This is a genomic window from Kitasatospora sp. NPDC057518 (genome assembly GCF_042802075.1).
Classification (GTDB): Bacteria; Actinomycetota; Actinomycetes; order Streptomycetales; family Streptomycetaceae; genus Kitasatospora.
Genome location: NZ_JBHVEU010000004.1, coordinates 27,952 through 46,148, shown reverse-complemented (window position 1 = coordinate 46,148; position 18,197 = coordinate 27,952). Strand labels below are relative to the sequence as shown.

The following is an 18,197-nucleotide window of genomic DNA, read 5'->3' as shown; positions in this document are numbered from 1 at the left end:
GCACCACCGTCATGGCCTGGCTCGTTCTGATCCTCTCGGGTTTCCTCGAAACCGTCTGGGCGGTCGCCCTGGAATCGTCCAAGGGCTTCACCCGCCTCGTTCCCAGCCTCGTCTTCGGCGTCGCCCTGCTGTTCAGCATGGGCGGGCTGGCGTACGCGATGCGCACCATTCCGATCGGCACCGGCTACGCGGTCTGGGTCGGCATCGGCGCGGTCGGCACCGCGGTCTACGGCATGGCCGTCCTGGGGGACGCGGTGACCATGGCCCGGATCGGCTGCCTGCTGCTGATCGTCTCCGGCGTGGTGGGCCTCAAGGTGCTGCACTGAGCCCCGGCGGGCCCGCGGCGTAGGTCCCGGGGCGGAGTCGATCACCGACCGGGGTCAGGGGTCATCGAGGCGGACGGCTCTTACGATGTTACGTATGACCACTGCCTCCCCCACCTCGGTCGACCCTGTTCCGATACCCCTCGACGACGACCCCGGTGGCGGGGTGCTCGGCGGCCGCTACCGCGCGCTGACCCTGGGGATCGTCTCGGTGGTCCTGGTGATCGCCTTCGAGGCGACGGCCGTCAACACCGCGATGCCGACCGCGGCCCGCCAGCTGAACGGGCTCGGGCTGTACGCCTTCGCCTTCTCCGGCTACTTCACCACCACCCTGTTCGCCCTGGTCGTCTCCGGCCAGTGGTGCGACCGGAGCGGCCCGCTGAGGCCGCTGTTCAGCGGCATCGCGGTGTTCGGCGTGGGGCTGGTGGTGGCCGGGACGGCGCCCGGGATGTGGGTGTTCGTGGCCGGCCGGGCGATCCAGGGCCTGGGCGGCGGGCTGGTGATCGTCGCGCTGTACGTGGTCGTCGGCCGGGCCTACCCGGAGCGGCTGCGGCCCGCGGTGTTCGCGGCCTTCTCCTCCGCCTGGGTGCTGCCCTCGATCGTCGGCCCGCTGGTCTCCGGGGCCGTCACCCAGCACCTGGGCTGGCGCTGGGTGTTCCTGGCCGTGCCGGCGCTGATCCTGCTGCCGCTGGCCGTGATGGGCCCGGCGCTGGCCCGCTCGGAGCGGGAGCGCCCGGTGGTCCGGGGCGCGGCCTTCGACCGCCGTCGCACCCTGCTGGCCGCGATGGCGGCGGTCGGCGCCGGCCTGCTGCAGTACGCGGGCCAGCGGCGCGACCTGATCGGGCTGCTCCCGGGGATCGCCGGGGCGGCGCTGCTGGTGCCGGCGGTCCTGGGGCTGCTGCCGACCGGGACCCTGCGGGCCGGGCGGGGGCTGCCGGCGGTGATCCTGCTGCGCGGGATGGCGGCCGGGGCGTTCCTCGGCGCCGAGGCCTTCGTCCCGCTGATGATGACCACCCAGCGGGACCTCTCGCCGACGCTGGCCGGCCTGACCCTGACCAGCGGCGGCCTCACCTGGGCGGTCGGCTCCTGGCTCCAGGGCCGGCCCGGGGCGGAGCGCTACCGCGAGGCGATGATCCGGGGCGGCCTGCTGCTGACCGCGGTGGCGATCGGGGGCGCCGCGCTGGTGCTGTTCCCGGCGGTGCCGGCCTGGGTCGCGTCGGTGGCCTGGGGCGTCGGCGGCATCGGGATGGGGATGGCGATCGCGAGCGTCAGCGTGCTGATGATGAAGCTCTCCACGCCGGAGGACGCCGGGGCCAACTCGGCCGCCCTGCAGATGAGCGACGCGCTGGGCAACGTGCTGCTGACCGGGATGGCCGGGGTGCTGTTCGCGGCGCTGGGCGGCGGCTCGCTCGCCGCCGCCCACGAGGGCGGCGGGGCGGCCGGCTCGCCCGGCGCGTTCGCGGTGATCCTGCTGTCGATGGCCGGGGTGGCGCTGCTCGGCGCGCTGCTGGCCGGCCGGGTGCGGGCGAAGGCCTGACGGTCAGGACCCGGCGGGGGCTCCGGCCCCCACCGGGGCGCCGAGGAAGGCCTCCCAGCCGCCGGCCGGCGCCTGGCCCGGGGCGAGGGTCTGGAGCTTGCGCAGCACCGCCGGGTCCTGGGCGTCCAGCCAGTCGACCAGCTGCCGGAAGGAGACCAGCCGGACCTCCGGCTTGCCCGCGATGGTCCGGAGGACGTCCTCGACGGCGTTCATGTAGATGCCGCCGTTCCACTCCTCGAAGTGGTTGCCGATGACGTACGGCGCCCGATTGCCGTTGTAGGTGCGGTCGAAGCCCATCAGGTAGGCGTCGCGGGCCTGGGTCTGGAAGCCGGGGTGGAGCGCCGGGTCGGCCTTGGTGTTGGGGCCGCACTGGTTGTACATGATGTTGTAGTCCATCGAGAGCACCTGGAAGGTGTGCCCGGGGAACGGGATGGACTGCAGCGGGAGGTCCCACAGGGCGCCGCCCTGGATCTTCTGCGGCCACACCTGGGTGCCGTTGCCGCTGCTGTCGTAGCGCCAGCCGCGCTTGACCGCGGTGGGCAGCAGGTTGCGCTGGCCCTCCAGACAGGGGGTGCGGCTGCCGATCAGCTCCTTGCGGTAGTCGAAGGGCAGCGCCGGCAGGTCGGTGAAGCCGGTGTTGGTGCGCCAGTTCGTCACGAAGTCCATCGCCTGCTGGATCTCGCTGTCCCACTCCTCGGGGGACCACTTGCCGACGCCGGTGGAGCCGCAGAAGTGGCCGTTGAAGTGGGTCCCGATCTCGTGGCCCTCCAGCCAGGCCGCGTGCACGTTCTCCAGGGTGTCGCGGATGTGCTGGTCGCTCAGGTAGCCGATGTCGGAGGCGCCGGCCCTGTGCTGCGGCGGGCGGTAGAGGTCCTTCTTGGACTCCGGCAGCAGGTAGAGGCCGCTGAGGAAGAAGGTCATCTTCGCGTCGTGCTCCTGCGCCAGCCGGCGGAAGCGGGCGAACAGGCCGTTGTCGAGCTCGCCGGCGCCGTCCCAGGAGAAGACCACGAACTGCGGCGGGCGCTGGCCGGGCTGCAGCCGGTCGGGGACCGGCTGGTGCGGCTGGGCGCCGGTGTCCGAGGTGGAGCCGTCGCCGATCAGGACGGCCTGCGGCTTGGGGGCCGGGGCCGGGGCGGGGGTGTCGCCCCGCTCGTCGGCCGCGCCGGTGGCCGGGACGACGGCTCCGGGCACCCGCACTCCGCCGGTGGCGTGGTCGCTGCCGCAGCCGGCCGCCAGGGTGGCGGCGGTGGCGGCGCCCGCCGCCAGCAGGGTGCGGCGTGAGAGGGCTTCCATGGTCACTCCGTTCGTGGGGCGGTGGGGCGGCGTGCGGGAGTGCGGAGTCCGGTCGGACAAGTGGGTGATACAACCCGTGGCCGGGTCAGCATGGCACGGGGGCGGGGCCGGTCGGAGAGGCGCAGCGCGTCGTCCGGAGCGATCGCCCGAACGCCGCAACCGATCGGGTCCGTAGAACCGTCGGTAGCTCGTGTCGGGAGTGTTCCTGCGGCGATCGTATGCGGGGGGCGGCCGTCGCGCTCCGCGACCGGGTGCCCACGGGGCGCACGAAAGAGGGCGTCAGCCCTGCCGATCGGCGGGTGCCGGTACGACCGTCGTATGGACGTGCCTTACAGTCCGTTCCGGTTGAATTGTTTCCCAGGAAACTCCCAGGAAGCGGGGTTCCGTCGGCAGAGGGGAGCGCCCGTGGGCGTCCAGCAGAGCAGGGGGCCCTGGCCGGGCACCCTGGCGGCGGGTGCCGCGCTGGTGCTCGGTGCCTGGCTCGTGCACGACGGAGGCCCGTCGCTGCCGCCCGCACCGGGGGCCGGCCAGGCCCAGGCCGGGATCACGCCGGTCTCGGTCGTCCCTCCGCTGGGCCCGTCCGCGCCGACCCGGATCCGCATCCCGGCGGTGCGCCTGGACGCCCCGGTCACCGCGCTCGGACTGGACGCGGACGGCCACCTGCAGACCCCGCCCGAGGCGGACCGCAACCTGGCGGGCTGGTACCGGGGCGGGGCCAGCCCCGGCCAGCGCGGTACCGCGATCCTGGCGGGACACGTCGACAACAAGACCGGCCCCGCGGTCTTCTATCATCTGGGCGCGCTCCGTCGGGGGGACCGGATCGAGATCGCCCGGGCGGACGGCGCCACCGCCGTCTACCAGCTCTACGCCATCGAAGTGCACGACCGAAAGGACTTCCCGGACGATCGGGTCTACCGTCAGGCCACTGACGCGCAGCTGCGGGTGATCACCTGCGGCGGCTCGTACAGCGAGGAGCACGGCTACGACGGCAACGTCGTCGCCTACGGCTTCCTGGCCGACACCACCCCGCCGGGCAAAGCCGCATGAGCACGCTGACCCTTGCCTCCCGCTGGAACCCGATCGACTGGCCGCTCACCGAGGGCCTGATCCCGCACGCCGTGCTGGCGGCCGGCTGGGCGGCGCTGATCGCGCTCGCCGTCGGCCGCGGCCGGAGCTGGTGGCGGGTCCGCCTGCCCGCCGCCCTGATCACCGCCGCGGCGCTCAGCTGGCTGCTGGACGTCGTGGTCGACGGCTGGTGGCACCCCTTCCCGGAGGGCACGCCCAAGTACGTCACCTGGTGGATAGCCATCGCCCTGACCGGGCTCTGCCTGGCCGGCTACCGGATGCGCCGGCTCACCTGGCGGCGGCGGGGGCTCGCGCTGGGCCTGTGCGGCCTGGTGGTGCTGATGGCCTCCTCCGAGGTGAACATCGGCTTCGGCCAGTTCCCGAGCGGGCGCGTGATGCTCGCGCCGTGGCTGACCAAGACCGACGGGCTGGTCGCCGACAAGGCGGGCCAGACCGTGGCCGCCCCGCCGGGCAGGACGCTGGAGGAGGTCTGGCAGCCCCCGGCGGACCTGCCCGAGAAGGGCACCGTGTCGGTGGTGCCGATCCCCGGCACCAAGTCGGGCTTCAAGGCCCGCGACGCGTACGTCTACCTCCCGCCCGCCTACCAGGCCACCCCGCGGCCGCTGCTCCCGGTGATCGTGATGATCACCGGTCAGCCCGGCGTCCCGGGGGACTGGGTGCTCTCCGCGCAGATCAACGAGGCGCTGGACGCCTACGCCGCGGACCACGGCGGCCTCGCGCCGATCGTGGTGATGCCCGACCAGCTCGGCTCCACCTGGGCCAACACGCTCTGCCTCGACTCCAAGATCGCCAAGACCCAGACCTACCTGGCGGTGGACGTCCCCGAGTGGGTGCACCAGCACCTCCAGACGGCGGCCGGCCGGAAGTCCTGGGCGATCGGGGGCGCCTCGATGGGTGGAACCTGCGCCCTCCAGCTCGGCGTCAACGCCTCCGACGTGTACGGCACCGTCCTCGACATGTCCGGGCAGGAGGAACCGACCCTGGGCAGTCGGGAACAGACCGTCAAGGCCGCCTTCGGTGGTGACGAGAAGAAGTTCGACGCGGTCGATCCGCTCCAGGTGATGGCCCGCAAGAAGTTCCCGGACACCAACGTCGCGTTGGTCGTCGGCGAGACCGACGAGGAGTTCAGACCGCAGATGGAGAAGGTCTACCAGGCCGCGCAGGCGGCCGGAATGAAGTCCAAGTTCGAACTGATGCCGGGTGGCCACGGCTGGGTCGTCTTCCGGCCCGGCATCGCCCAGCAGCTCCCGTGGCTCGCCCAGCAGACCGGGCTGACCCGGTGACCGGGGCGGGGACGGCGCTGGCCACCGTCGGCGAGCAGCGCGGGCCGGGGCCGGACGCGGAGCGCTCGGCCGAGCGCGGCACCGACCGGGCCGACCGGGCGCCGGTCACCCGGACGCCGGAGCCGCGCCCGCAGAAGGTCCGGCGGGCGGCCGGGGTGCTCGGGGCCAGGCTGCGCTCGGCGCCGCTGACGCTGGCCCTGCTGGCCGGGCTCTGGCTGCTCGGCGCGGCCACCCGCAGCCTGGGCCACGGCCCGTCGGACCGGCTGCTGGAGCGGGCCGGCATCGGCCTGTCCACGCTGGCCGAGGGCCACTGGTGGACGCCGGTCACCTCGATGTTCTGGTGCTCGGGCCGCGGCTCGTACGTGTTCACCAGCCTGTTGCTGCTCTTGGTCGGCCCGGCCGCCGAGCACCGGCTCGGGCGGCTGCGCACCCTCGCGGTGCTGGTCGGCGGGCAGGTCGTCGGCACCCTGCTGGGCACCGGGCTGGTCGCGTTCGGCTCCTCGGCGGGGGAGCAGTGGACCGCCTCGGTGGCCGACCAGATCTCGGTCGGCCCCGGCGTCGGCGTGTTCGCGCTGGCCGGGGTCCTCGGGTACCGGCTCACCGTGCTCTGGCGCCGCCGGCTGCACCTGCTGGTGCTGCTCGTCCCGCTGGTGATGACGCTGTACGTGGGCCACCTGCAGAGCGTCCAGCGGTGCGCCGCCGCGCTGGCCGGGCTCGGCCTGGGCGCGCTGGTCAGCCGGGGCCGCCCGCACCTGCGCACGCACCGCTCCTCGCACTCGGAGACCCGGGTGCTGGTGGCGCTCTGCCTGGTCGCGGCCGCCTTCGGGCCGCTGCTCGCCTCGCTGTACGACAACGCCAGCGGGCCGTTCAACACCTTCTCCGAGCTGTACTTCTCGCACCGGCTCAGCCCGGACGAGGTGGCCGACTTCTGCGCGCAGTCGGCGCACGACTGCGCCCGGGCGCACGCCGTCGTCCGGATCTTCGACACCCCGGGCCGGATGATGGCCGCGCTGATCCCGGCGCTGCTGCTGGTGCTCGCCGAGGGGCTGCGCCGGGGGCTGCGGTTCGCCTGGCTGGTCACCGTGGCCACCGAGCTGCTCTGGGCGGCGCTGCTGTGCTGGCTCTACCTGGACGCCGGGCCGGTCAGCCGGGACGTGGTGCAGTACTTCGTCGAGGCGCTGCTGCTGCCGCTGCTGACCACCGCGCTGCTGGTGGCCACCCGCAAGCGGTTCCTGCTGCGGCTGTCCGGCCGCTCGGTGCGCCGGCTGGCCCTGGTGCTCGGCGGCGCGGCGCTCGCCTCCGCGGCCACCTACGTGGGGGTCGGGCGGCTGGTGGCCGGGGAGTTCGAGCCGGGGGCGTCCGCCCGCCGGCTGGTCGCCGGGCTGCCGGCCCAGTTCCTGCCGCCCGCGTACAACGACCTGCTGCCGGACTACCCGATCGCGGTCGGGCCGGTGGCGCGCTTCCTGGAGACGTACTGCGGGCTGGCGTTCTGGGCGGTCGCGCTGGCCGTGCTGCTGTCGGTCTTCCGCCGGCCGGTGCTGCACACCGACGCGGCGGCGGCCGCCCGCGCGCGGGCGCTGCTGGCCGAGCACGGCGGCGGGACGCTCTCGTTCATCGCCACCTGGGACGGCAACCACTACTGGTTCGACGAGGGCGGCCGGGCGGCCGTCGCCTACCGGGTGGTGGGCACCGTCGCACTGACCACCGGCGACCCGTTCGGCGCGCCGGAGGACCGGGCCCGGGCGGTGGCCGGCTTCGCCCGGTACTGCGACGCGCGCGGCTGGACGCCGTGCTTCTACAGCGTCTGCGGCGAGACCAGGGCCGCCACCGCGCAGCTCGGCTGGCGCTCGGTGCAGGTCGCCGAGGACACCGTGGTGCCGCTGCCCGAGCTGGCCTTCACCGGCCGCAAGTGGCAGGACATCCGCACCGCCCTCAACAAGGCCGGCAAGCAGGGCATCTCCGCGGAGTGGTGGGCGTACCACGAGGCGCCGCTCGCGCTGCGGGAGCAGATCCGGGCGATCTCCGAGGAGTGGGTCTCCGAGAAGGGCCTGCCGGAGATGGGCTTCACGCTCGGCGGGCTGGAGGAGCTGGACGACCCGGACGTGCGGGTGCTGATCGCGGTGGACGAGCAGCGGGTGGTGCACGGGCTGACCAGCTGGATGCCGGTGTACGAGAACGGCGTGCCGGTCGGCTGGACGCTGGACTTCATGCGCCGGCGCTCGGACGGCTTCCGCGGCGTCAGCGAGTTCCTGATCGCCTCGGCGGCGCTCGGCTTCAAGGAGGAGGGCGCGCGCTTCCTGTCGCTGTCGGGCGCGCCGCTGGCCCGGACCGGGCAGGACGAGGAGCCCACCGGCCTGCAGCGGATGCTGGACTGGATGGGCAAGGTGCTGGAGCCGGTGTACGGCTTCCGCTCGCTGCTGGCGTTCAAGGCGAAGTTCCAGCCGGAGTACCGGCCGATGTACATGGCGTACCCCGACCCGGCCGCGCTGCCCGGCATCACCAGGGCGATCGGCAAGGCGTACCTGCCGCACCTGACGGCGGCCCAGGGCGTCCGGCTGATGCGCAAGCTCTCGGGCTGACCCGCCCAGGGGGGCGCGACCGTACGGGCTTCCCGGGCCCCGGACCCGGGTCGCCGCGCGACGGACGCGGACGGACGGTTCACCACGCGGGCGGGCGCGTCACGGCCCGGAAGCACGGGGGCGCTCCCGCGGGCCGGCGCCCCCGTCAGCCGAGCAGCTGGGCGAGCGCGCGGTCGGCGTCCAGGTGCAGGTGCTCCTCGCCCTCCGGGACGACCAGCCGGCTGCGCCACAGGAAGCGGCGCAGGTCGGCGGCGTCGAACTGGAGCAGCGCGGTGCCCTCGGGCGCCCGCAGCTCGACCATGGTGCGCCGGCCGACCGCGGGCCGGACGTGGACGTCCCCGGCGCCGGACGGCAGCTCCAGACCGGCCGAGAGCAGCTGGCGCGCGAAGACCCAGACGATGTCCTCGGAGCCCCGGCGCTCGGCCGGGTCGTCCAGCGAGAACTCGGCGGGGAAGGCCATCCGGACGGCCAGCGGGTCCTCCGGCAGGTAGGAGAGCCCCACCCGCAGCCGGACGGAGCGGTGGGAGGAGAGGATCAGGCGGGCCTGGACGGTCTCTTCGACGGTGCGCACGGGCGGGGTCCCTTCGGTTCGGTGCGAGGCTGCGTGACAGCAGTGAGGGTTGCTGCGGCCTCACCCTGGTGAGAGTCCCGGGACCGGTGGTGCTTACCGGGTTCCACGAGGCAATCGGTGTGATCCGGGTCACATCGATTTCCGGCCGCGCGGGCCCGGCGCGGAGCGCCGCCTGGAGGCCCGAACGGCGCCGGACCCGGTACGCTGGGCGGGTTGTCCGATTGCCGCCCGACCGCGGGGTGAGGCCGCAAAACCGCCTCTGACCTGCGATGATCCCCCTCGGAGACCGTGAGTACTGCCGCCGCCTCCTCGATGCCGCTGTTCTCCGACGTACCGGAGCCGCAGGCGCCCGTCCGATCCGTCGGCCACGCCGCGCCCGCCGGTTCGCACCACCTCTCCCCGGCCTTCCCCGGCCGCGCCCCCTGGGGCACCGCCGGCAAGCTGCGGGCCTGGCAGCAGGGCGCGCTGGACAAGTACATCGAGACCCAGCCGCGCGACTTCCTCGCGGTCGCCACCCCGGGCGCAGGCAAGACCACCTTCGCGCTCACCCTGGCCTCGTACCTGCTGCACAACCACCTGGTGCAGCAGGTGACGGTCGTCGCACCGACCGAGCACCTGAAGAAGCAGTGGGCCGAGGCCGCCGCGCGGATAGGCATCCGGCTGGACCCGGCGTACTCCTCCGGGCCGCTCTCCCGGGACTACCACGGCATCGTGGTCACCTACGCGGGCGTCGGGGTCAACCCGATGCTGCACCGCAACCGGACCGAGGCCCGCAAGACCCTCGTGATCATGGACGAGATCCACCACGCCGGTGACTCCAAGTCCTGGGGCGAGGCCTGCTTCGAGGCCTTCGAACCGGCCACCCGCCGACTGGCGCTGACCGGTACGCCGTTCCGCTCCGACACCAACCCGATCCCGTTCGTGGCCTACGACGCGGGCAGCGACGGCATCCGCAAGTCCATCGCCGACTACACCTACGGCTACGGGCACGCGCTCGCCGACCACGTCGTCCGCCCGGTGATCTTCCTCAGCTACAGCGGCAACATGCGCTGGCGCACCAAGTCCGGCGACGAGCTGGAGGCCCGGCTCGGCGAGCCGATGACCAAGGACCTGATCGCCCAGGCCTGGCGCACCGCGCTGTCCCCGCAGGGCGAGTGGATCCCCTCCGTCCTCCAGGCCGCCGACCGGCGCCTCACCGAGGTCCGCAAGGCGATCCCGGACGCCGGCGGACTGGTCATCGCCACCGACCAGAACGTGGCCCGCGCCTACGCCAAGATGCTGCGCGAGATCAGCGGCGAGAAGGTCACCCTGGTCCTCTCCGACGAGACCGAGGCCTCCAAGCGGATCTCCGACTACGCGGAGGGGACCTCGCGCTGGATGGTCGCCGTCCGCATGGTGTCCGAGGGCGTCGACGTGCCCCGGCTGTGCGTCGGGGTCTACGCCACCTCGATCTCCACCCCGCTGTTCTTCGCCCAGGCCGTCGGCCGCTTCGTGCGCGCCCGCAAGCGCGGCGAGACGGCCTCGGTGTTCCTGCCGACCATCCCGATGCTGCTGGGCTTCGCCAACGAGATGGAGCTCCAGCGCGACCACGTGCTGGACCGGCCGAAGAAGGAGGGCGACGGCCTCTTCGACGAGGAGGACCGGCTGCTCGCCGAGGCCGAGCGGGCCAACGACGGGCCGGACGGCGCGGGCGGCGACGAGTTCTCCTACGAGGCGCTGGGCTCCGAGGCGGTCTTCGACCGGGTCCTGTACAACGCCATGGAGTTCGGCATGCAGGCCCACCCGGGGAGCGAGGAGGAGGAGGACTACCTCGGCATCCCGGGCCTGCTGGAGCCGGACCAGGTGCAGATGCTGCTCCAGAAGCGCCAGCACCGGCAGATCCAGCGCAGCAAGACCAAGCCCGCCGAGGAGGCCGACCTGCTGGAGCTGCCGGCCGAGCAGCGGCCGGTGGTCACCCACCAGGAGCTGCGGGAGCTGCGCAAGGAGCTGAACGCGCTGGTGGCCGCCTGGCACCACCGCACCAACCAGCCGCACGGCACCATCCACAACGAGCTGCGCCGCCAGTGCGGCGGGCCGCTCACCGCGCAGGCCACCGCCAACCAGCTCAAGGCGCGGATCGTGAAGATCCGGGAGTGGGCCAACTAGTCCGGGCGGCGGCCCGGCGGGGCCTGTCTGCGGAGGGGCTTCGAAGGGCGGCGCGTCCGGTCATCGGACCGGGGGCGCGTCCGGAGCCCGACGCACCCGGCGAATCGCGGGGGTTCGTCCCGAATTCGAGGCGCTGTTGGAGTTGATCACGCCCGAATTTTGGACAACCACTTCCGTCGCGTCATTTCCTTCACTACCTTTCCCCCACGCTCTTCCGTCGGGCAACCCCCGCGGGACGGCGTCGCAGGGCCGTGCGCGTCAACGACGACGCCGTACGGCCCGAGCGCGGCCACCCCCACCTGCGCGCGACACCGACCTTGGAACGGCGCCGCCCGCCCCGCGAGCGCCGCGGAAAGGATTGCCCGTCGTGACAGCCGAGACCTCCCAGACCCTGGACCGCGGCGTCCGGGTCCTCAAGCTCCTCGCCGACTCCGAGCGCGGGCTCACCGTGACCGAGCTGGCCGCCCGGCTGGCCGTCAACCGGACCGTGGTCTACCGGCTGCTGGCCACCCTGGAGCAGCACGGCCTGGTCCGCCGGGACATCGGCGGGCGCGCCCGGGTCGGCCTCGGCGTGCTGCGCCTCGCGCACCGGGTGCACCCGCTGCTGCGCGAGGCCGCGCTGCCGGCCCTGCGCAGCCTCGCCGAGGACCTCGGCGCCACCGCCCACCTGACCCTGGTGGACGGCAACGAGGCGCTGGCCGTCGCCGTGGTCGAGCCCAGCTGGACCGACTTCCACGTCGCCTACCGGACCGGCCTGCGCCACCCGCTCACCGAGAGCGCGGCCGGCCGGGCGATCCTGGAGGCGCGCACCTTCCCCAGCCAGCGCCGGCCCGAGCAGGGCTTCGTCATCACCCGGGCGGAGGAGCAGTCCGGGGCGAGCGGGGCCGCCGCCGCGCTGGTCGGACTGAGCGGCATCGAGGGCAGCGTCGGCGTGGTGATGCTGAACGGCATGGTGCCCGAGCGGGTCGGCCCCCGGGTGGTGGAGGCGGCGACCGAGGTGGCCGACGCCCTGAGGTAGCGCCCGCACCCGGTGTCGGGTGTGTTTGGATTCCCCTTGTGTCCGACACCAAGCTCTCCAAGGCCCTCACCTCCCCGCGGACCCGCGCGCTCACGCTGTGCGGGGTGCTGGTCGCCGCGCTGTTCGGGGTGGCCGCCTTCGTCCCGCTGCCGTACACGATCACCTGGCCGGGCCTGACCGCGGACACCCTGGGCTCGTACGAGGACAAGCCGGTCCTCACGATCACGGGCGCGCCGCTGCGCACCACCGAGGGCGAGCTGCGGATGGTCACCATCACGGCGACCAACCCGGGGCAGAAGAACACCTTCTGGCGCTCGATGCAGGCCTGGTTCGACCCGAAGGAGGCCGTGCGCCCGACCGAGACGGTCTACCCGGAGAGCAACCCGGTGAAGGCCGACGAGGCGACCGCCGCGCAGATGGCCGAGTCGCAGGACGCCGCCACCGCGGCCGCGCTGAACTACCTCCGCCTGTCGCCGGACCAGGTGAAGGTCAAGGTCGACCTGGGCGCGGTCGGCGGCCCGAGCGCCGGCCAGATGCTGGCGCTGGGCATCGTCGACAAGCTGGCCGGCGACGGCAAGGGCGGCGACCTCACCGGCGGGCTCACCGTGGCCGGCACCGGCACCATCGAGGCGGACGGCACCGTCGGCCCGGTCGGCGGCGTCCCCCTGAAGACGCAGGCGGCGGCCCGGGACGGCGCGACGGTGTTCCTGCTGCCCAAGGACGAGTGTTCGGACGCCAAGGTGAACACCCCGAAGTCGCTGCGGCTGGTGCCGGTCGGCACCCTCGGCGAGGCGGTCTCCGCCCTGGAGGCGCTGAAGAGCGGCGGCAGCGTCCCGTCCTGCTGACCCCCGGCCGGCCTCGTGCGGGCCTCCGGCTGGCCGGGCGTCCCCCCGCACGGGGTCGGCCCGGCCCGCGCGGTCAGATGCCGAAGGCCACCGCGGCGAAGTCCTCGCCGAGCCGGGTGCGCAGCTCGGCGGCGATCCCGGCCAGCCGGTGGGCCTGGGCCATCGGCAGGGAGACCGAGATCGCGCCGATGCCGTTGCCCGCGACGATCGGCACCGCCGCACCCGCCGAGCCGAGCGCGTACTCCTGGAACTGGGTGATCGGGACGGCCCGCCGCGGGCCCTGGCGGGGCAGCAGCGGCAGGCAGGCCGGGTCCCGCAGGGTGTACGGGGTGAACGGCACCATCGGGTAGCGGGCCAGGTGGGCCCGGCGCTCCTCGGCGGTCATCAGGGCCAGCAGGGTCTTCCCGGCCGCGTGGGCGTGGGCGCCGACCCGCCAGCTGTGCCGGTCGATCAGCGGCGCGCCGGGGGCCTCGGCGGCCTCGATCAGCTCCACCTCGCCGTGCCGGTACCAGGTGAAGTAGACGGCGGCGGACAGCTCGTCGGCGAGCAGGCCCAGCAGGGCCCTGAGCCGGGCCCGGTCGGTGGCCGGGCCGTCGTCCCGGACCAGCCCGGTGACGGCGGGGCCGGTCAGGTAGCGGCCGCTGTGGCGCTCCAGGTAGTGGTCGTGCACCAGGGTGCGCAGCAGGTGGTAGGCGGTGCCCAGGGCGAGGTCGGTGTCCCGGGCGAGCTGCTTGGCGGTGGCGCCCTTGGGGTAGCGGGCGGCCGCCGCCAGCAGGCGCAGGGCCCGCTGGGCGGAGGCGATGAGGGTGGGGGCGGTACCGTCGGCCGCGACGGCGTTCGTCATGCGGGGGCCGACCAGGGGGAGGGCGCGGCCGCCACGGGTATCAGCGGGCCGGAGAGCGGCGCCAGGATTTGTAGAACGTTCATACATAAATCTTGCGGCCCCCGACGCCTCCTGCCTATGCCGAATCGGCGCGTGGCGTGGCGCGGACCCTCCTACTCGGCGGCGGCCTGGTCCACCAGCGGCAGGATCCGGTACGGCACCGGGTTCTCCAGCACGATCGCGGTGGACGAGCGGACGATCCCGTCGAAGCCCAGCACCCGGTCGATCACCCGCTGCAGATCGGCGTTGGACCGGGCCACGATCCGCACCAGCATGTCCCCGATCCCGGTGATGGTGTGCAGCTCCAGCACCTCCGGCACGCTCGCCAGGTGCGCCCGCACGTCCGCGCCCTGCCCCTGGGAGATCTCCAGGGTGGCGAAGGCCGTCACCGGGTAGCCGATCGCCGCCGGGTCCACCTCCGGGCCGAAGCCGCCGATCACGCCCTTGGCCTGGAGCCGGTCCAGCCGGGCCTGGACGGTGCCCCGGGCGACCTGCAGCCGGCGCGAGCACTCCAGCACCCCGATCCGGGGCTCCTCGGCGAGCAGCCGGATCAGCCGGCCGTCCAGCGGGTCGATCGTGTCGTTCGTACTGCCCACGATGGAATTCCCTTGAGGGGCAGCGGAGTTGGGGGAGCCGGGGGAGCTCGGCGAGTGGGCGGGGGGCATTCGCGGCACCGTCCTGTGGTGGGCATTCTGTACAGCGGCGCGGCCGATTCTCCCGCTCCGGGGCACAGCTTGACCAGGAGGAAACGGAACAGTTGCGCGCGGGTCGGCCCGGCGACACCCTCCAGCCACACCCCCGTGCGCAGGGCCCCACCCCCGGTGCCGGGGGCGGCCACGATGGTCCGTACGCCTACCGGGAGGGCAGTCATGACCGACACCGCCGCCGAACCCGCCCTGTTCGGGGCAGACCTCCCAGCGGACCCGGCGGAGGCGGGGCCGCTGCCGATGGGCCGCGCCGACGCGGTGGTCTTCGCGGTCGCCGACGCCGAGCGGGCGGCCCGCCGCTACTGCGCCGCGCTCGGGCTGCGATGTACCGCGTACGCCGGGCCGGAGACCGGCGAGCCGGAGCTGCTCTCGTACGTGCTCGCGGCGCCGGGCACGCGGATCGTGCTCACCTCCCCGGTGCCCGCCGCCCCGCCGGTGCCCGCCGCGCCGGTGCGGACCGCCTCCCGGACCGCGCCCCGGGTGCGGACCGGCGGCCCGCGCGGCCGGGAGCTGACCGCGTACCTGGACCGGTACGGGGACGGGGTGCTGGACCTCGCGGTGAGCGTGCCGGACGTCTACTACGCCTACGACTACGCGGTGGACCGGGGCGCGCTGTCGCTGGCCGAGCCGTACGAGGCGCGGGACGACTACGGCGCGGTGGTGCTCGCCACCATCGGGGTGCCGGGCGGGACCAGGCACACGCTGGTGGACCGGGCGGGGTACGTGGGGCCGTACCTGCCGGGGTACGTGCCGTGCGACGGCCTCTGACGGGACGTCGAGTGGCGGACCGGTTCCTGACGGTCCGCCGGAAGCGCCTCAGCGGATCGCGGTCTCCACGATCGGCGGGTGGCCGTTCCAGGAGGCGAAGACGGAGTTGGCCTCGTCGCCCCGGGTGAAGTCGACCCGCAGCCACTGGCCGTCGGTCCACACCTGCATCTGCCAGCCCGGGTCCGGGGTGGCGGAGACCAGGGTGGCCCGGTCCGGCTTCAGGTCCAGCGCGACCTTGCCGCCCGGGATCGGGTAGCTCTTCACCGTGGACGTCGTGGTGGCGGTGGGGACGGGCCGGCGGGTGGGCGGCGCGACGGCGGTGGTGGCGGGGGCCGGGCCGTGCGGGGCGGTGGCGGCGGTGGCGGCGTTGGTGGTGCCGGTGGTCGGGGAGGCCGCCGGGGAAGGGGTCGTGGACTGTGCGGCGGAGCGCGGCTGGTCCGCGGTGGCGGGCGCGGAGTGCAGCGTGCCGTCGGCCTTCGGGGAGGGCAGCGGCAGCGCCGTGGGCCGTTCGAACGCGGCGCCGGTCAGCACCGCGTGCACGCCGAGCCAGGACAGCGCCACCGCCGCCCCGGTGGCCGCCGCCCAGGCGCCGAGCTGTACCAGTCCGTTCCGCATCGTCCGCACATCCTGCCGTATTTCCATACGGATGGAGACCGGCACCCCCGGTATTCAGCAGGGCAGTTGCACAATGTCCGGACCCACCCCCGAGGTACAGACCACTGACCGGCGATGGCGTACCGTGCAGGCCCATGGCAACAGTGCTCGTGGTCGAGGACGACCCCTTCGTACGATCCGCCCTCATCCGGCACCTGACCGACACCGGTCACGCGGTCCGCAGTGTGGGCACGGCTCTGGAGGCGCTGCGGGAGGTCGCCCAGGTCGGCTGTGACCTGGTGATCCTCGACCTCGGCCTGCCGGACCTGGACGGCAGCGAGGCGCTCAAGATGATCCGGGGCCTGACCAACGTTCCGGTGATCATCTCCACCGCCCGGGACGACGAGGCCGAGATCATCCGGCTGCTCAACGACGGCGCCGACGACTACCTGGTGAAACCTTTCTCCGGGGAGCACCTCAGCGCCCGGATGACCGCCGTGCTGCGCCGCTTCGGCAGCGGCGCGGCCCCCGTCGCCCAGGTGCTGCGGGTCGGCGGACTGGCCATCGACCTCCAGCGGCGGGAGGCCGCGCTGGACGGACGGCCGCTCGACCTGACCCGCCGTGAGTTCGACCTGCTGGCCTTCCTGGCCGCCCGGCCCGGCGTGGTGGTGCCGCGCAAGGAGATCCTCGCCGAGGTCTGGCAGCAGACCTACGGCGGCGACCAGACCATCGACGTCCACCTCTCCTGGCTGCGCCGCAAGCTCGGCGAGACCGCCTCCAACCCCCGCTACCTGCACACCGTCCGGGGCGTCGGGGTCCGACTGGAGGCCGCCGGAGGACTGCCGGAGCACCGGACATGAGGCGGTTCGGGCGCTCGCTGCGCTGGGCCCTGATCAAGGCCGCGGTGGCCGGGACCACCATGGTCGCGCTGGCCTTCCTGATCCCGCTCGGGCTGATGGTCCAACAGACCGCGCGGGACCGGGCCTTCACCGCCGCCGAACGGCAGGCCGCGGCGCTCGGGCCCGCCCTGGCCATCACCACCGACGAGGACGCGGTCAACCGGGCCCTGGCCAGTACGGACGCGGGCGGGCAGGGGCGGATGGCGGTGCACCTTCCGGCGGCCGGGCAGCCCGCCGGAGCGGGCGGCGCCGAGGCGGCGGCCGTGGGGACGGGCGGGGGTGGCCCGGGTGTGGCGGCCGCCGGGACCGGCGAGCCCGAGGGCCCGATGCTGGGGGAGGGGCGCGCCGCTGCGGCCGACGTGGCCACGGCCGGCGGAAAGGGCCGCTCCTTCACCGTGAAGGTGGCCGGCGGGTACGCCCTGCTCCAGCCGGTCGCGGTGGACACCGGGCGGACCGCGGTGGTCGAGGTGTTCGTGGCCGAGAGCGACCTCACCCGGGGCGTGGCCACCGCCTGGCAGGTGCTCTCCGCCGTGGCGCTCGGCCTGGTCGCCATCTCGGTGCTGGTCGCCGACCGGATGGGCAGCCGCATCGTCGCCTCCGCGCGGAAGCTCGCCGCCGCCGCCCGCTCGCTCGGCGCCGGGAACCTCGCGGTGCGGGTCCCGGTGGAGGGCCGGCTGGTCGCGGGCAGCCCGGAGGAACTGCGCGAGGCCGGCCAGGCGTTCAACACCATGGCCGACCGGGTGGTCCAACTCCTCGCCGCCGAACGGGAACTGGCCGCGGACCTGTCGCACCGGCTGCGCACCCCGCTGACCGTGCTGCGGCTCAACGCCGCCTCGCTCGGCGAGGGCGACGCGGCCGACGCCACCCGGCACGCGGTCGCCCAACTGGAGCGCGAGGTCGACCAGATCATCCGCTCGGCCCGCCGCGCCCCCGAGGACGCGCCCGTCGTCGCGGTCGGCTGCGACGCCGCCGAGGTGATCCGGGAACGGGTCGCCTTCTGGTCGGCGCTGGCCGAGGACGAGGGGCGCCGCTGGCAGCTGGCCGGCGCCGAGCGGGCGGCGCCGGTGCCCGTCCAGCGCGGCGACCTGGCGGCCGCCGTCGACGCGCTGCTCGGCAACGTCTTCCGGCACACCGCCGTCGGCACCGCCTTCTCGGTGGACGTACTGGCCACCGACTGCTCGGTGATCGTGCTGGTCGGCGACGCCGGACCGGGGTACAGCGACCCGGCCGCCGCCCTCAAGCGCGGCGAGGGGCACGGCGGCGAGGGCTCCACCGGCCTCGGCCTGGACATCGTCCGCAAGCTCGCCGAGTCCACCGGCGGGGACCTCGCGCTCGGCCGCTCCGCGGTGCTCGGCGGCGCCGAGACCCGGCTGCGGCTGCGCACCGGGCCGCAGGAGGCGGCGCCCGCGCGGGGCGGACGGCGGCGGAGCCGGGGCGCGCTGTTCCAGAAGTGACGGGGTTTCGGGGTGGCCGGGCGCCAGGTGTGGCGGTACGGCGCCCGTGCGCTCTTCCTTAACGGCGGCCTAAGGGACCTCTACCGCTCGCTCAGCCCGCCCGCCGCGCCCCCGGCCCACCGCTAGCGTCGGTCGCGCCGGTCACCCGACCCCCGACCCCCGACCCCCGACGGCTACCCCGACCGTCCCCGCGACGGCGAAGCCGACCACCC

At 74.3% G+C, this 18,197-nt stretch carries 16 protein-coding genes; 11 read left to right on the top strand and 5 right to left on the bottom strand.

Annotated elements, in window-relative coordinates; translation table 11 throughout:
* Positions 1-11 precede the first annotated feature (11 nt).
* Together ACFU7Z_RS00865 and ACFU7Z_RS00860 are read left to right on the top strand one after the other, a co-directional pair.
* On the top strand, positions 12-326 hold the full coding sequence (locus ACFU7Z_RS00865; RefSeq protein ID WP_049656934.1) for a multidrug efflux SMR transporter: 315 nt from the start codon (positions 12-14) through the stop codon (positions 324-326).
* A gap of 94 nt (positions 327-420) precedes the next feature.
* Positions 421-1,860 carry an MFS transporter gene (locus ACFU7Z_RS00860; RefSeq protein ID WP_380775127.1) on the top strand — a complete coding sequence of 480 codons (1,440 nt, stop codon included), beginning with the start codon at positions 421-423 and terminating at the stop codon, positions 1,858-1,860.
* Between the two features lie 3 nt (positions 1,861-1,863).
* Here ACFU7Z_RS00860 and ACFU7Z_RS00855 read toward each other — a convergent pair whose 3' ends face one another.
* The gene (locus ACFU7Z_RS00855) at positions 1,864-3,153 is read right to left on the bottom strand and encodes a hypothetical protein (protein ID WP_199823158.1); all 1,290 of its coding nucleotides are present in this window, start codon (positions 3,151-3,153) and stop codon (positions 1,864-1,866) included.
* A 405-nt stretch (positions 3,154-3,558) separates the two neighbouring features.
* Here ACFU7Z_RS00855 and ACFU7Z_RS00850 point away from each other — a divergent pair, with 405 nt between their 5' ends.
* From ACFU7Z_RS00850 to ACFU7Z_RS00840, 3 genes are read left to right on the top strand one after another with little or no spacing between them, the layout of a single operon-like run.
* On the top strand, positions 3,559-4,200 hold the full coding sequence (locus ACFU7Z_RS00850) for a class F sortase (protein ID WP_049656930.1): 642 nt from the start codon (positions 3,559-3,561) through the stop codon (positions 4,198-4,200).
* Positions 4,197-5,522, top strand: coding sequence for an esterase family protein (locus ACFU7Z_RS00845; protein WP_049656928.1), 1,326 nt, complete (start codon positions 4,197-4,199; stop codon positions 5,520-5,522). The genes ACFU7Z_RS00850 and ACFU7Z_RS00845 overlap by 4 nt, the downstream gene beginning before the upstream one ends.
* Positions 5,489-8,101 carry a rhomboid family intramembrane serine protease gene (locus tag ACFU7Z_RS00840; RefSeq protein WP_147409113.1) on the top strand — a complete coding sequence of 871 codons (2,613 nt, stop codon included), beginning with the start codon at positions 5,489-5,491 and terminating at the stop codon, positions 8,099-8,101. Before ACFU7Z_RS00845 ends, ACFU7Z_RS00840 begins: the two co-directional genes overlap by 34 nt.
* Before the next feature lie 145 nt (positions 8,102-8,246).
* Here the strand turns inward: ACFU7Z_RS00840 and ACFU7Z_RS00835 are convergent, their stop codons facing one another.
* Positions 8,247-8,672, bottom strand: coding sequence for an SsgA family sporulation/cell division regulator (locus ACFU7Z_RS00835; RefSeq protein ID WP_049654781.1), 426 nt, complete (start codon positions 8,670-8,672; stop codon positions 8,247-8,249).
* A 312-nt stretch (positions 8,673-8,984) separates the two neighbouring features.
* Here ACFU7Z_RS00835 and ACFU7Z_RS00830 point away from each other — a divergent pair, with 312 nt between their 5' ends.
* From ACFU7Z_RS00830 to ACFU7Z_RS00820, 3 genes are all read left to right on the top strand, one after another.
* A complete protein-coding gene (locus ACFU7Z_RS00830) occupies positions 8,985-10,817 on the top strand; it encodes a DEAD/DEAH box helicase (protein ID WP_074005029.1) in 1,833 nt (610 codons plus the stop codon).
* 367 nt (positions 10,818-11,184) lie between these two features.
* Complete coding sequence (locus ACFU7Z_RS00825) at positions 11,185-11,835, top strand: IclR family transcriptional regulator (protein ID WP_049654777.1); 651 nt, start codon at positions 11,185-11,187, stop codon at positions 11,833-11,835.
* Positions 11,836-11,873: 38 nt separating this feature from the next.
* The gene (locus ACFU7Z_RS00820; protein WP_074005030.1) at positions 11,874-12,680 is read left to right on the top strand and encodes a S16 family serine protease; all 807 of its coding nucleotides are present in this window, start codon (positions 11,874-11,876) and stop codon (positions 12,678-12,680) included.
* Positions 12,681-12,753: 73 nt separating this feature from the next.
* Here ACFU7Z_RS00820 and ACFU7Z_RS00815 read toward each other — a convergent pair whose 3' ends face one another.
* A complete protein-coding gene (locus ACFU7Z_RS00815) occupies positions 12,754-13,524 on the bottom strand; it encodes a helix-turn-helix domain-containing protein (protein WP_049654774.1) in 771 nt (256 codons plus the stop codon).
* A gap of 152 nt (positions 13,525-13,676) precedes the next feature.
* Positions 13,677-14,159 (bottom strand): Lrp/AsnC family transcriptional regulator, encoded by a 483-nt coding sequence (locus ACFU7Z_RS00810; RefSeq protein WP_181970601.1) that lies wholly within the window; start codon positions 14,157-14,159, stop codon positions 13,677-13,679.
* Positions 14,160-14,432: 273 nt separating this feature from the next.
* Here ACFU7Z_RS00810 and ACFU7Z_RS00805 point away from each other — a divergent pair, with 273 nt between their 5' ends.
* Complete coding sequence (locus ACFU7Z_RS00805) at positions 14,433-15,038, top strand: VOC family protein (RefSeq protein ID WP_380775124.1); 606 nt, start codon at positions 14,433-14,435, stop codon at positions 15,036-15,038.
* 48 nt (positions 15,039-15,086) lie between these two features.
* On the opposite strand, the gene ACFU7Z_RS00800 is transcribed toward ACFU7Z_RS00805, so the two are convergent.
* The gene (locus ACFU7Z_RS00800; RefSeq protein WP_380775122.1) at positions 15,087-15,653 is read right to left on the bottom strand and encodes a hypothetical protein; all 567 of its coding nucleotides are present in this window, start codon (positions 15,651-15,653) and stop codon (positions 15,087-15,089) included.
* A gap of 134 nt (positions 15,654-15,787) precedes the next feature.
* Here ACFU7Z_RS00800 and ACFU7Z_RS00795 point away from each other — a divergent pair, with 134 nt between their 5' ends.
* A complete protein-coding gene (locus tag ACFU7Z_RS00795; RefSeq protein ID WP_074005033.1) occupies positions 15,788-16,492 on the top strand; it encodes a response regulator transcription factor in 705 nt (234 codons plus the stop codon).
* Positions 16,489-17,985 (top strand): sensor histidine kinase, encoded by a 1,497-nt coding sequence (locus ACFU7Z_RS00790; RefSeq protein ID WP_380775120.1) that lies wholly within the window; start codon positions 16,489-16,491, stop codon positions 17,983-17,985. Before ACFU7Z_RS00795 ends, ACFU7Z_RS00790 begins: the two co-directional genes overlap by 4 nt.
* Positions 17,986-18,197: the final 212 nt, after the last annotated feature.